Raw genomic sequence first — 12,055 nt, 5'->3', positions numbered from 1 at the left:
GCAAGCGCCCCCGCGACAAGCGGGCCGCTATTCCGGCTTTTCGACGTCGACCGTGGGCACTTTCACCGTCTCGTCCTTGGTGCCGACCTTCACCTTGACCACATCGGCCTTATATTCGGGCAAAGTGCCCGGCTGGACGGCGATTTTGGGTGTCGTGGCTGTCTGCGTCTGCTGCACTTTGACCAGGCCGAAGGCGAACGCCGTGCCGACCAATATCAGACCTATCAGCAAAAGACCGCCGAGAAATCGAACCATCTTGACCTCCTGTAAACCATATCGGAGAAGCAAACGCCCGGCCGGAGCAGATGGTTGCGTTAGCGCACCGATCTTCCCCGGCGCGCGCATGTTGGCGGGTTGACGCGCCGGGCGATTCTCGCTATCCGCGCCGCTTTCCGGATAAACCCGAACTACAAGGCTGATCTTTTATGTCGCGCATTTGCGAGCTGACCGGCAAGGGCCGTCAGGTGGGACACAATGTTTCCCACGCGAACAACAAGACGAAGCGCGTGTTCCTGCCGAACCTGCAGAATGTCACGCTGATCTCTGAGGCTCTGGAGCAGGGCGTGAAGCTGCGGGTTTCGACCCACGGCCTGCGTTCGGTCGAGCATGTCGGCGGTCTGGACAACTGGCTGCTCAAGACCGGCGACGATCAGCTTTCGCTGAAGGCCCGCCGTCTGAAGCGCGACATCAAGAAGAAGCTGGCAACCGCCGCCTGAGCGCGCGTTCCAGTCTGATCGAAGGAAGCGGCCTGTTCGGGCCGCTTTTTTCTTGTCTGCTACAATGTTGAAGCAGCACAATGAAATCTGAACCGTTCGCCCTGAGCGAAGTCGAAGGGGGTTCGACCGACCGATAGGGAGGTCACTTCGCTGCGCTCGTTGGAAGGCTTCGACAAGCTCAGCCCGAACGGAGGCGGGGTAGTTCTGACTAACCGACGTTCGCCCTAACGCATCCATTCCGGCGGCAGCGCGAATTTGATCAGCAAGGTCCGCTGAAAGAACTGGTAGTTGTCGTCGGACATTACCCACAGCACCGGCTGCCCCTTTTCATAGGACAGCGCCAGCGCCTCATAATTGTCCGAGATGACCGGCGGAGCCAGCCGGGCGATCTGCCTGCCGGTCAGCACTGCGCCCGCCTTCAACTCCGGCATCTCGACCAGCGCGATGGAGCCGGTGAACCCCTCATGCATCGTCACCCGCCGGTTGAGCACCAGCAGCCGGTTTCCGCCCAGCGGCAGCGCGTCGGTCGGCATATAGCCCTGCGGCGGCCGGTACGTCATCCGCACGGGGTGGGGCGTGTCCGGCTCGGCGGGATCGCCGTCGAACAGCAGCAGGTCCTTGCCGCCGTCCAACCCTTCCGCCTTCTCCGAAAAGACCAGGAAGCGTCCATCGGCCAGCCGCGCCATCGCCTCCGGCCCTCCGGTCTTGGGCCAGTCCGCCATCTCCGGCCAGAAGACACAGCTTTCCACGCGGGCGAAGCCGGGGGAATAGCGGCAGATGCGGTTCTGCAGCTCAAAGCCGACCCAGTAACGATCCGTCGCCGGGTCATGCACCATCGATTCGGAATCCCAGCGCCATGTCGGCCAGTCCCGTTCCTCCGGCTGGATCGGCAGCGGGGCGATGAACGGTCGTCCCCCGTCAGTGCGCCCGGCGGCGTCGACCCGGAATCCCATCAGCGTGCCCGAATCGCTCAGGCCCAGGATCGATCCGTCGGGCTGCACCAGCATGGCGGAAATGCTGCCGAAATCCGATTGCTTGCTGCGAATGTCCCAACTGCCCAGCCAGCGCAGCGGTCCCACCGCCTTCTGCGCCGGATCATCGTCGTTCAGGAGCAGCGGTTCGGCGGTCACCAGCAGCGGCCCCGCCTTCACCGGATCGTCCTTCGCCGTGTGCCTCTGCGGCAGCAGGGCCGCGAAAATCGCGAGGATCAGCAGGATGCGGCGCATGGGTGCGGCGGATAGGCGATTTGCGCGGGCAACTCCACGCGCTTTTTATGAACGGAAAATAACTGAACGGCCGCTGACATGCCCATTCAGCATCCGCTCAACGCGACTCGGTCATAAGGGGCACATTCGAAAGGAACTTCATTCCCGACGGTCCGTTCGAAAAGATATTGGCAAGGAGCAACGCCATGAAGAAGTCTATGTTGATCAATATGGGCGCAGCGCTCGCGATGGGCATTGCATCCTTCGCGGCGACCGCGACCCCTGCAGCGGCGCGCGATCATCATCGCGGCTATGACCGTGGCGATTATTATGGCGGTCGTGGCTATTATGGTGGCCGCAACTATTATCGCGGCGACAATTATTACCGGGGCGATCGCGGCTATCGCGGCGACCGTTACTATCGCGGTGATCGCTATTACCGCAGCGGTTATCGCTGCCGCGACAATGGCACGGGCGGCACGATCATCGGCGCCATCGCCGGTGGTCTGCTCGGTAATGAAGTTGTCGGCCGCCGTGGCGACCGCACCGCCGGAACCATCGTCGGCGCGGGCGTAGGCGCTCTGGCCGGACGCGCGATCGATCGCGGCAACAGCCGCTGCTAAGATCGTCCTGATATGAAAATCGCAAGGGGCCGGTTCGAAAGATCCGGCCCTTTTCGTCAGTCCCGTTTTCGCCAGTTCCCGTCTCGCCAGTCCCCGTCCCGCTAGTCGACGTCAAAGGCGTTGGCGCCATTCTCCGCGTCTTCATCAAAGGCTTGCGGCGCGCCGCGATTGTCCAGCATCTCCGCCGCATTGTTGAGCGCGCTCGCTTCGTCGGCCGATACGCCGCCCACACCTTCCTCGCCCTGGCCGCAGGCGGCAAGTCCGGCGATCAGGCAGAGGCCGGCAAGGCCAGATGCCAATACACGTCCTGTGTTCAAACGTCCTGGGCTCATCGTCTCACACTCCCTGAAAAGAGAAAGGGGCCGCCCGGCAAACCGGACGACCCCCAAATCCCGTTCGGCAAAAGCCGAAGATTACATCGCGTTTGCGGCGTTCGAAGCGGCGTTCGCGGCGTTGTCGGCGGCGTTCGAAGCCGCTTCCATGGCGTTGTCTGCAGCATTCGATGCGCTCTCAGCGGCGTTGGCCGCAGCGTTGGCGGCGTTTTCGGCGGCACCCGAGCAGGCGGCCAGACCGAGCGACGTGGCGAGAACGAGCGAAAGAGCAATAGACTTGGACATGGGCAAACCCCTCTAGAAGAAAAACCTGTGCAGGCATGCTTTGGAGAACAGCTCACCCCCGTCAAGCCTGCCACTTCCATTCCTAATGCTTTGACTGAGGTAAGGCAATGACAATCATAACGCTTGGGATAGTGTTAACCATCTTAGACTTGCCGGGCATTTGAAAGTCTTTGCGATTGACGTATATAAAGAAATCTTTATATGAATTGCATGGCTCCGATCCTGGACATATTCCGCGCGCTTGGTGATCCGACGCGGCTGCGCATCGTGCACCTGCTGCGCGCCATGGAGCTTGCCGTGGGGGAGATTGCGCAGGTCGTGGGGCAGAGCCAGCCGCGCGTGTCCCGCCATGTCCGCATTCTGGTCGAGGCGGGCTTTATCGAAAAGCGCAAGGAAGGGAACTGGGTTTTCCTGCGTATCGACCGCAAGGGGCCGGTCGCGCCCTTCCTGGACCTGTTCGACCGCGTGACCCCTTCGGAAAGCGAGGCGCTCTGGCAGAAGGCGGACCTTGCCCGCCTGGCCGCCGTCCGCAATGACCGCGCGCACGCCGCCGAGGAATATTTTGCCGAACATGCCGGGGAGTGGGATGCGATCCGGTCGCTCCACATCGCGGAGGCGGAGGTGGAGGCGGCGATGCAGGCGCTGCTGGCCGGTGAGAATATCGGCCGCCTGCTCGACATCGGCACCGGCACCGGCCGCATGATTCAGCTTTTCGGCGGGGACGCCGACCAAGTGACGGCCATCGACCGCAGCCCCGAAATGCTCCGTCTCGCCCGCGCCAAACTGCCGCATGAGGGCGCGGAGAAATATGCGCTGATCATGGGCGATTTCATGGCGCTTCCGCTTGGCGGCCACAGCGTGGACACGGTGATCCTGCATCAGGTCCTGCATTATGCGCAGGCCCCGGAGGCGGTGATCGCGGAGGCTGCGCGCGTGCTCGACGCGGACGGCCGCCTGTTGATCGCGGACTTCGCGCCGCATGAGCGGGAGGAGCTGCGCGTGCGCGACCAGCACGCCCGGCTTGGCTTCTCCGACGATCAGATGGGCGGATGGTTCGATGCCGCCGGTCTCGACCTGGAACGCGCCCAGACATTGCCCGGCGGGGAACTCACCGTGACATTATGGCTTGGCCGCCGCCGCGGCGGCCGCGTCCTCTCAATGGATGGACGCCAGATTGAAGGAAGACTTGGCGCATGAATTTCTCCCTCTCCCAGCTTGAGGAAGCCCGGCGGGCGCTGGATGCGCCGTTGTTCGCCGATCTGTCCGGCGATGCGCAGGTCAGCTTCGAATTTTTCCCGCCCAAGACGGAGAAGATGGAGGAGACGCTGTGGAACAGCATTCAGACGCTCAGCCCGCTTGGTCCGCGCTTCGTGTCCGTCACCTATGGTGCGGGCGGATCGACGCGGGAGCGGACGCATAACACCGTCGCGCGCATCGCGAAGGAAACGGACCTTGCCGCCGCCGCACACCTGACCTGCGTCGCCGCCAGCAAGGATGAGATTGCCGAGGTCGCCGACGCCTATTGGCAAGCCGGTGTCCGTCATATCGTCGCCTTGCGCGGCGATCCGCCGGAGGCGGGCACGAAATTCGTGCCGCACCCGCAGGGCTATACCGGCGCGGCTGAACTGGTGGAGGGGCTGACCCGCCTGCACCCGTTCGAGATTTCCGTCGCCGCCTATCCCGAAACCCATCCGGATGCGGAAAGCGCGCAGAGCGACATCGACAATCTGAAGCGGAAGATCGACGCCGGGGCGACCCGCGCCATCACCCAGTTCTTCTTCACGCCCGAAGCTTTCTTCCGTTTTCGCGACAAGGCCGCCGCGGCGGGGATCGATGCGGAAATCGTGCCGGGCATCATGCCCGTGTCCAACTTCGCCAGCACCCTGCGCATGGCGGCGATGTGCAATACGGAGGTGCCCTCCTGGATGGGCCGCCTGTTCGAAGGGCTGGACGACCATCCCGGCGCGCGTCAGCTCGTCGCCGCGACGCTGACGGCGGAACTGTGCCGCAAGCTTTATGCCGGCGGCGTGCGGGAATTCCACTTCTACACGCTCAACCGCGCGGAACTCAGCTACGCGATCTGCCACCTGCTTGGGCTGCGGCCGAGGGTGGCGGTCGAAGCACTGGCATAAAGACTGTTTCCGTTCGTCCTGAGCTTGTCGAAGGACTGTACTTCTTTTTGAGAAAGGGCAGGGCTTCGACAAGCTCAGCCCGAACGGGGTTTCAAGAATGACCGCTGAAGACCAATTCCGCAAAATCGCCGCAGAGAAGATCATGATCTTCGACGGCGGCTACGGCACGTCGATCCAGAAATATGGGTTGAGTGAAGCCGACTATCGTGGCGACCTGGACCTTGAGAAAGACCAGAAGGGCAATAACGACCTGCTCTGCCTGACCCGGCCGGACATCGTGGAGGCGATCCACACCGCCTATCTCGACGCGGGCGCGGACATGATCGAAACCAACACCTTCAGCTCCACCGGCATCGCCATGGCCGATTATGGCTGCGAGCATCTGGTGAAGGAATTGAACGTCGCCGCCGCGAAGATCGCGCGGAAATGCTGCGACGCCGCCACCGCGAAGGACGGCCGGCCGCGCTTCGTCGCTGGCTCCATCGGTCCGACGAACAAGACGTTGTCCATCTCCCCCGATGTGAACGACCCGGCCTATCGCGAGGTCGACTACGACACGCTGAAGGACCAGTATCGCGAACAGTGCGAGGCGCTGATCGAAGGCGGTGTGGATTTCCTCCTCGTCGAGACCTGCTTCGACACGCTGAACGCCAAGGCGGCGGGCATGGCCGCGCGGGAGGCGGAGGAAGCGTCGGGCCGCTCCGTGCCGCTGATGCTGTCCTTCACCATCACCGACATGTCCGGCCGCAATCTGTCGGGCCACACGGTCAACGCCTTCTGGTATTCGCTGCGGCACCTGAAGCCGCTGACCATCGGCGTCAATTGCGCCTTCGGCGCCGACCTGCTGCGTCCCTATCTCGGCGAGCTGGCGAAGAATGCGGACACGCTGATCCTCGCTTACCCCAATGCCGGACTGCCGAACGAACTCGGCCAGTATGACGAATTGCCCGAAACCACCGCGAAGCTGATCGGCCAGTGGGTGGATGAGGGGCTGGTCAACATGGTCGGCGGCTGCTGCGGCACGACGCCCGCGCATATCGGCGCGGTGGCGAAGGCGCTTGCGGGTCACAAGCCGCGCGCCGTGCCGGAGCTGCCGGTCGTGACGCGGCTTGCGGGCCTGGAACCAATGCATATAGCGGCGTGACTATCCCCCTCCCGCTTGCGGGAGGGGTTAGGGGAGGGCCTGTGCGCTCCCGCTCGAACAGACAGACCCTCCCCCGACCCCTCCCGCAAGCGGGAGGGGAGTGAGAAAAGAAGATGACCACCAACACCACCGCCAATTTCGTCAATATCGGCGAGCGCACCAACGTCACCGGATCGGCGAAGTTCAAGAAGCTGATCATGGCGGGCGATTATGCCGCGGCGATCGACATCGCCCGCGAGCAGGTGGAGAATGGCGCGCAGATCGTCGACGTCAATATGGACGAGGGCCTGCTAGACGCAGAGGCGGCGATGACCACCTTTCTCAAGCTGATGACGGCGGAACCGGATATCAGCCGCGTGCCGGTGATGATCGACAGCTCCAAATGGTCGGTGATCGAGGCGGGCCTGAAATGCGTGTCCGGCAAGCCGATCGTCAATTCGATCAGCATGAAGGAAGGCGAGGAGGCGTTTCTCTATCACGCCCGCCGCGTCATGGCCTATGGTGCCGCCGTGGTCGTCATGGCCTTCGACGAGGTGGGGCAGGCCGACACGCAGGCGCGCAAGGTCGAGATTTGCGAGCGCGCCTATAATCTCCTGATGGGCATCGGCTTCCCGCCGGAGGACATCATCTTCGACCCCAATATCTTCGCGGTCGCGACGGGGATCGAGGAGCATAATAATTACGGCGTCGACTTCATCGAGGCGTGCCGGGAGATCAAGGCGCGCTGCCCGCACGTCCATATTTCCGGCGGCCTGTCCAACTTCAGCTTCTCCTTTCGCGGTAATGAGCCGGTGCGCCGGGCGATGCACTCGGTATTCCTCTACCACGCCATTCCCGCCGGGCTCGACATGGCGATCGTCAATGCCGGGCAGCTCGACGTCTACGACTCGATCGACCCGGAACTGCGCACCGCGTGCGAGGATGTGCTGCTGAACCGCGACCCGGAGGCGGGCGAGCGTCTCGTTACCATCGCGGAGAAATATCGCGGCACGGACGCGGCGGCGGAAAAGGCGGCGGAGGAATGGCGCGGCTGGACCGTGACCAAGCGGCTGGAACATGCGCTGGTCAAGGGCATCGACATGTATGTCGTCGAGGATACGGAGGAAGCCCGCCTGTCCGCCGACAAGCCGATCGAGGTGATCGAAGGCCCGCTGATGGACGGCATGAATGTCGTCGGCGACCTGTTCGGCTCCGGCAAGATGTTCCTGCCGCAAGTGGTGAAATCCGCCCGCGTCATGAAGAAGGCCGTCGCCCACCTGCTGCCCTTCATCGAGGCCGCGAAGGAACCCGGCGCAAAGGGCAAGGGCAAGATCATCATGGCGACCGTCAAGGGCGACGTCCATGACATCGGCAAGAACATCGTCGGCGTCGTGCTCCAGTGCAACGGGTTCGAAGTCATCGACCTGGGCGTCATGGTCCCCTGGCAGGACATCATCAAGGCCGCGAATGAGAATGACGCCGACATGATCGGCCTGTCCGGCCTCATCACCCCCTCGCTGGACGAGATGGTGACGGTGGCGCAGGAAATGCAGCGCGCGGAAATGACGATGCCGCTGCTCATCGGCGGTGCCACGACATCGCGCGTCCACACCGCCCTGCGCATCGATCCCGCCTTCACCGGCCCGGTCGTGCATGTGCTGGACGCCAGCCGCGCCGTCGGCGTCGCCACCGCGCTGCTCAGCGAAGCGCAGAAGGCCGATTTCGTTACAAAGACCAAGGACGATTATGAGCATGTCCGCATCGCCCGCGCCAACAAGGGGCAGAGCGAACTCGTCAGTATCGAAGACGCCCGCGCCAACGCCTTCGAGATTGACGAAAGCCTGAAGGCCCCGCGCCCGCGCCTGCCCGGCGTCCACAGCTTCCCCAACTGGGACTTGAAGGACCTGCGCGACTATATCGACTGGACGCCCTTCTTCCGCGCCTGGGAGCTGGCGGGCAATTATCCCGCGATCCTCAGCGATGAGGTTGTGGGCGAAAGCGCCACCAGCCTGTTCAACGATGCGCAGGCGATGCTGGACAAGGTGATCGCGGAAAACTGGCTGACGGCGCGCGGCGTCGCTGGTCTCTGGCCCTGCCGGCGCGAGGGCGACGACATCATCGTCCATGTGGAGGATGAAAATCATGTCCGCCTGCCGATGCTGCGCCAACAGATCCAGAAGCGCGAGGGGCGCGCCAATATGTGCCTGGCCGACTTCATCAGCCATGACGGCGACTGGATCGGCGGCTTCGCGGTCGGCATCCACGGCATCGAACCGCACCTCGCCCGCTTCAAAAATGCCATTGACGATTATTCCGACATCCTGCTGAAAGCGTTGGCCGACCGCCTGGCAGAAGCCTTTGCCGAGCGGCTCCACCATTATGTCCGCACCGCGCTCTGGGGCTATGCGGAGGGTGAGCAACTCACCAATGAGGCGCTGATCAAGGAACAATATCGCGGCATCCGCCCCGCGCCCGGCTATCCCGCCTGCCCCGAACACAGCCTGAAACCGATACTGTTCAAAATGCTGGACGCGCATCACAAGACCGGCATCACGCTCACGGAAAGCTTCGCGATGCTGCCGACGGCGGCGGTCAGCGGCTTCTATTTCGGTCACCCGCAGGCGGAATATTTCGGCGTCGCCCGCGTCGGCCGCGACCAGTTGGAGGATTATGCCGCGCGGCGCGGGATCGATCTGGAAACGGCGGAGCGCTATCTGCGGCCGAATCTGGATTGAGCTTTTCCGGCCGATATTCATGGGGATCGGGTGGAGTGAGCATCGCCCCATTTTATAACCCGTCATTCCCGCGAAAGCGGGAACCCATCTCCCCTCCCACGCCTTGCAGGCCGAAGGCGCGTTGGGTCCCCGCGTCCGCGGGGATGACGATATGGGTGGGGTGCGGACATTCGTTGCGCCGCCAACCGAACGATTGCAAAGTGTCGCAATGGAAACCGATCAGTTCCTTGTAGAAGCACGCATCCATTTTTTATCGACGGAAGAAGGTGGCCGAAGTTCACCGCTGCTGGGTGGCGGCAGCTATCGGCCTAACCATAATTTCTTCGGCCCCGACGACAGCGACATGTGTATGGGTTTCATAGAGTTAGCGGAAGGCGAGCGGGTTGCGCCCGGTGATACAATCCAAAAAACAATAACTCTGTGGGTATCCCCTGCAGTTGCATCCGAAATTCGCAAAGGGCGTGAGTGGCGTATTCAAGAAGGACTCAAGCTGGTGGCTACCGGCACGATCCTGAGAGTGCTCGATCCGCAACGCTGAAGGGCAACAAATGGTCGCTTCCGGACAAACGGCCAAAGCCAAATTCCTGTCCTACATCCGGGCGTCCATGCTCTACTACCGCACATGGAACAGAAGTCCGCACCCACCGCGCGCCACGCCAAAGCGCTGATCCCGCCCATGCCGCATATGTCCCCCGACTGCGACGTGCATAGGACGCACATGGGACGTAAGTGCGACGTATATGGGACTCAAGTGAGACGCACATGGGACGTAGGTGGGACTCAAGTGCGACGCAGGAGAGACGTACGTGGGACTCACATGCGACCTACATGGGACTTTTGTGCGACCACCATGCGACTTTCCACGCAAAATCCGGCTAAAACATCTCACAACCCGCAACTTCCGCAACTTCGTTGGATTTTCAGGGTCGGTGTAGGAGGTCCTTTCCAACAGGCGCGCCCTGCAATCCACGGTCGCGAGTTAACCACTTCCGCTCATCGCGCTTTCACGTCCCATGGGTTAAGTGCGCCTTCATGCGTATCCTGCCCATCGCCCTGCTGCTCACCGCCGCCATCGCCGCCACCGCGACCGCGCAGGGGGGAGGCACCGCCTTCACCGTCGCGGAAACCGGCCGCAGCTTCGCGTCGCTGGCCTCCGCCGTTTCCTCGATCGGCGACGGCGCGGGGACCATCGTCATCGCGCCCGGCACCTACCGTCAATGCGCAGTGCAGGAGGGCGGAGACATCGCCTATCGCGCCGCACAGCCCCGCACGGTCATTTTCGACGGCGCGATCTGCGAGGGCAAGGCCGCGCTCGTCCTGCGCGGCCGCGCCGCCCATGTCGATGGCCTCATCTTCCAGAGCCTGCGCGTGCCGGACGGCAATGGCGCGGGGATCCGGCTGGAGCAGGGCAATCTGGACGTGGAGGGAGCGGTCTTTCGCAACAGTGAGGAGGGCATCCTCACCCATGACGACGCCAATGGCGCGATCCGCATCGACCACAGCACGTTCCAGCGTCTTGGCCGCTGCGACCGCGATCTCGACTGCGCGCATGGCGTCTATACCGGCAATTATGGCAGCCTCACCGTCACCCGCTCACGGTTCGAGGCGGGCAATGGCGGCCATTATCTCAAGACCCGCAGCCCGCGCGTGACGATCACCGGCAACAGCTTCGACGACAGCGCCGGCCGCGCGACCAATTATATGATCGACCTCAGCAATGGCGCATCCGGCACGATCAGCGGAAACGAGATGGTGCAGGGCCGCGACAAGGAAAATTACAGCGCCTTCATCACCGTCGCGCCGGAGGGGCGGGAGCATGACTCGTCCGGCCTGGTGATCGCGGACAATAGCGCTTCCTTCGTCCCCGGCCTCTCGCGTCAGAGCACCTTCGTCGCCAACTGGACCGACGACCGCGTGCGCATAGGCGCGAACAGGATTGCGAGCGGGATCAAGGTCACTGACCGGCGGTAGCATGCCGCCTCCAACCGAACGGGTATGATATGATGACATGGCTTGTTCTGGCCGTCGCCCCGGCCGCGGCTCTGCCGCCGCCTCCGCCGGCTCCGGTGCGCGTGCCGCCGCCTATCTTTCAGGAATCACGCGATGAGCTGTTAAGCCGGAAGGCGACGATCGAGGTTGATATCCGCGCGGGCGGGCAGGAGCTATGGTCCGGCCCGATGCGCCTTGCGGGGCGCGTGCCCGCGACGTTCAGCAGGCAGAAAAGCGACGCGCCCGCTGGCGACTGTGCGCCAGAGGAAAATCGCTATTCAGGCGTGCGGTCCTCGCTGTCCGTCAATCTCAGCCTGATGTACTATGGCGCCGGCAAGAGCGGGTTCCGCTTGACCGTCAACTGGGACCGCCCTGCCGACGTCAACGGTTGTGGAGGCCGGGACGCTTCCCGGAGCGTCGGTCTGACCCAGACGTTCAATCTGGAACCGGGACAGGAAACCAGCCTTACCGGCGATGGCGGCCTGACCATACGCCTGCGCCGCCGCGACTAGGGGGCGTCCGTCTCAGGATCGCCGCGAGTTGCCTGCCGAAATGCGCATCGCCACCTGAACCGGTCCCTGCAGGTCGATCTTTGCGCGCTTGCGGACATCGACCTTCGACGGCAGCAGATAGCCGCCATCCTTCGGGAACAGCGATGTGCGGAACGTCACGCCGCCAATCTCCGCCTCCACCGGCACCACGCCCCAGCCATAGCTCGCCTGCCGCGCCGCATAGCGCACCTCGCCGACATGCTCCTCCGGTACGGCCGCGAAGTAGAAGGGAGAGGGGCCGCGCCAGTGAATGATCTCGGCGGTAAAGGAGATATCTGCGATCGGATCGTCGTTGGGGGGCATGGCGATATCCTATGCCACGCGCCGCAATGGGGAAAGAAACCATCGCCCGGTAAAATAATCA

At 63.1% G+C, this 12,055-nt stretch carries 14 protein-coding genes; 9 read left to right on the top strand and 5 right to left on the bottom strand.

Annotated features, from left to right (window positions below; translation table 11 throughout):
• Positions 1-27 precede the first annotated feature (27 nt).
• Positions 28-255 (bottom strand): hypothetical protein, encoded by a 228-nt coding sequence (locus tag BHQ40_RS17130; RefSeq protein WP_070157037.1) that lies wholly within the window; start codon positions 253-255, stop codon positions 28-30.
• A 170-nt stretch (positions 256-425) separates the two neighbouring features.
• On the opposite strand from BHQ40_RS17130, the gene rpmB reads away from it, so the two are divergent.
• Positions 426-716, top strand: coding sequence for a 50S ribosomal protein L28 (gene rpmB, locus BHQ40_RS17125; RefSeq protein ID WP_070157036.1), 291 nt, complete (start codon positions 426-428; stop codon positions 714-716).
• A gap of 224 nt (positions 717-940) precedes the next feature.
• Here the strand turns inward: rpmB and BHQ40_RS17120 are convergent, their stop codons facing one another.
• A complete protein-coding gene (locus BHQ40_RS17120; protein ID WP_070157035.1) occupies positions 941-1,942 on the bottom strand; it encodes an esterase-like activity of phytase family protein in 1,002 nt (333 codons plus the stop codon).
• Between the two features lie 185 nt (positions 1,943-2,127).
• Between BHQ40_RS17120 and BHQ40_RS17115 the strand changes: the two genes are divergently transcribed.
• Positions 2,128-2,544 carry a glycine zipper 2TM domain-containing protein gene (locus BHQ40_RS17115; protein ID WP_070157034.1) on the top strand — a complete coding sequence of 139 codons (417 nt, stop codon included), beginning with the start codon at positions 2,128-2,130 and terminating at the stop codon, positions 2,542-2,544.
• Between the two features lie 101 nt (positions 2,545-2,645).
• On the opposite strand, the gene BHQ40_RS17110 is transcribed toward BHQ40_RS17115, so the two are convergent.
• Complete coding sequence (locus BHQ40_RS17110) at positions 2,646-2,876, bottom strand: hypothetical protein (protein WP_253183399.1); 231 nt, start codon at positions 2,874-2,876, stop codon at positions 2,646-2,648.
• A gap of 81 nt (positions 2,877-2,957) precedes the next feature.
• Positions 2,958-3,161 carry a circumsporozoite protein gene (locus BHQ40_RS17105; RefSeq protein ID WP_070157032.1) on the bottom strand — a complete coding sequence of 68 codons (204 nt, stop codon included), beginning with the start codon at positions 3,159-3,161 and terminating at the stop codon, positions 2,958-2,960.
• Between the two features lie 210 nt (positions 3,162-3,371).
• Here BHQ40_RS17105 and BHQ40_RS17100 point away from each other — a divergent pair, with 210 nt between their 5' ends.
• From BHQ40_RS17100 to BHQ40_RS17070, 7 genes are all read left to right on the top strand, one after another.
• Complete coding sequence (locus BHQ40_RS17100; RefSeq protein ID WP_070157052.1) at positions 3,372-4,358, top strand: ArsR/SmtB family transcription factor; 987 nt, start codon at positions 3,372-3,374, stop codon at positions 4,356-4,358.
• A complete protein-coding gene (gene metF, locus BHQ40_RS17095) occupies positions 4,355-5,293 on the top strand; it encodes a methylenetetrahydrofolate reductase (RefSeq protein WP_070157031.1) in 939 nt (312 codons plus the stop codon). Before BHQ40_RS17100 ends, metF begins: the two co-directional genes overlap by 4 nt.
• 97 nt (positions 5,294-5,390) lie before the next feature.
• The gene (locus BHQ40_RS17090) at positions 5,391-6,437 is read left to right on the top strand and encodes a homocysteine S-methyltransferase family protein (RefSeq protein WP_070157030.1); all 1,047 of its coding nucleotides are present in this window, start codon (positions 5,391-5,393) and stop codon (positions 6,435-6,437) included.
• Positions 6,438-6,550: 113 nt separating this feature from the next.
• Positions 6,551-9,151 (top strand): methionine synthase, encoded by a 2,601-nt coding sequence (gene metH / locus BHQ40_RS17085; protein ID WP_070157029.1) that lies wholly within the window; start codon positions 6,551-6,553, stop codon positions 9,149-9,151.
• Between the two features lie 208 nt (positions 9,152-9,359).
• Positions 9,360-9,689 carry a hypothetical protein gene (locus tag BHQ40_RS25810; protein WP_139139345.1) on the top strand — a complete coding sequence of 110 codons (330 nt, stop codon included), beginning with the start codon at positions 9,360-9,362 and terminating at the stop codon, positions 9,687-9,689.
• 494 nt (positions 9,690-10,183) lie between these two features.
• Positions 10,184-11,122: a right-handed parallel beta-helix repeat-containing protein gene (locus tag BHQ40_RS17075; RefSeq protein WP_070157027.1), complete on the top strand. Its 939-nt coding sequence runs from the start codon at positions 10,184-10,186 to the stop codon at positions 11,120-11,122.
• A 29-nt stretch (positions 11,123-11,151) separates the two neighbouring features.
• A complete protein-coding gene (locus tag BHQ40_RS17070; protein WP_070157026.1) occupies positions 11,152-11,652 on the top strand; it encodes a hypothetical protein in 501 nt (166 codons plus the stop codon).
• 12 nt (positions 11,653-11,664) lie between these two features.
• On the opposite strand, the gene BHQ40_RS17065 is transcribed toward BHQ40_RS17070, so the two are convergent.
• Positions 11,665-11,994 (bottom strand): DUF1905 domain-containing protein, encoded by a 330-nt coding sequence (locus BHQ40_RS17065; RefSeq protein WP_070157025.1) that lies wholly within the window; start codon positions 11,992-11,994, stop codon positions 11,665-11,667.
• Between the last annotated feature and the right edge of the window lie 61 nt (positions 11,995-12,055).

The organism is Sphingobium phenoxybenzoativorans (assembly GCF_001757355.1).
Classification (GTDB): Bacteria; Pseudomonadota; Alphaproteobacteria; order Sphingomonadales; family Sphingomonadaceae; genus Sphingobium; species Sphingobium phenoxybenzoativorans.
The sequence above is the reverse complement of the archived record's forward strand: the minus strand, read 5'-3'. Positions and strand labels throughout refer to the sequence as shown.

Bases quoted from the DNA above. Each gene is read 5' to 3' on its own strand.
- metH (WP_070157029.1), top strand. From the start codon at position 6,551: ATGACCACCAACACCACCGCCAATTTCGTCAATATCGGCGAGCGCACC.
- BHQ40_RS17120 (WP_070157035.1), bottom strand. From the start codon at position 1,942: ATGCGCCGCATCCTGCTGATCCTCGCGATTTTCGCGGCCCTGCTGCCG.
- BHQ40_RS17115 (WP_070157034.1), top strand. From the start codon at position 2,128: ATGAAGAAGTCTATGTTGATCAATATGGGCGCAGCGCTCGCGATGGGC.
- metF (WP_070157031.1), top strand. From the start codon at position 4,355: ATGAATTTCTCCCTCTCCCAGCTTGAGGAAGCCCGGCGGGCGCTGGAT.
- BHQ40_RS17110 (WP_253183399.1), bottom strand. From the start codon at position 2,876: ATGAGCCCAGGACGTTTGAACACAGGACGTGTATTGGCATCTGGCCTT.
- BHQ40_RS17100 (WP_070157052.1), top strand. From the start codon at position 3,372: ATGGCTCCGATCCTGGACATATTCCGCGCGCTTGGTGATCCGACGCGG.
- BHQ40_RS17090 (WP_070157030.1), top strand. From the start codon at position 5,391: ATGACCGCTGAAGACCAATTCCGCAAAATCGCCGCAGAGAAGATCATG.
- BHQ40_RS17130 (WP_070157037.1), bottom strand. From the start codon at position 255: ATGGTTCGATTTCTCGGCGGTCTTTTGCTGATAGGTCTGATATTGGTC.
- BHQ40_RS17075 (WP_070157027.1), top strand. From the start codon at position 10,184: ATGCGTATCCTGCCCATCGCCCTGCTGCTCACCGCCGCCATCGCCGCC.
- BHQ40_RS25810 (WP_139139345.1), top strand. From the start codon at position 9,360: ATGGAAACCGATCAGTTCCTTGTAGAAGCACGCATCCATTTTTTATCG.
- rpmB (WP_070157036.1), top strand. From the start codon at position 426: ATGTCGCGCATTTGCGAGCTGACCGGCAAGGGCCGTCAGGTGGGACAC.
- BHQ40_RS17105 (WP_070157032.1), bottom strand. From the start codon at position 3,161: ATGTCCAAGTCTATTGCTCTTTCGCTCGTTCTCGCCACGTCGCTCGGT.
- BHQ40_RS17065 (WP_070157025.1), bottom strand. From the start codon at position 11,994: ATGCCCCCCAACGACGATCCGATCGCAGATATCTCCTTTACCGCCGAG.
- BHQ40_RS17070 (WP_070157026.1), top strand. From the start codon at position 11,152: ATGATGACATGGCTTGTTCTGGCCGTCGCCCCGGCCGCGGCTCTGCCG.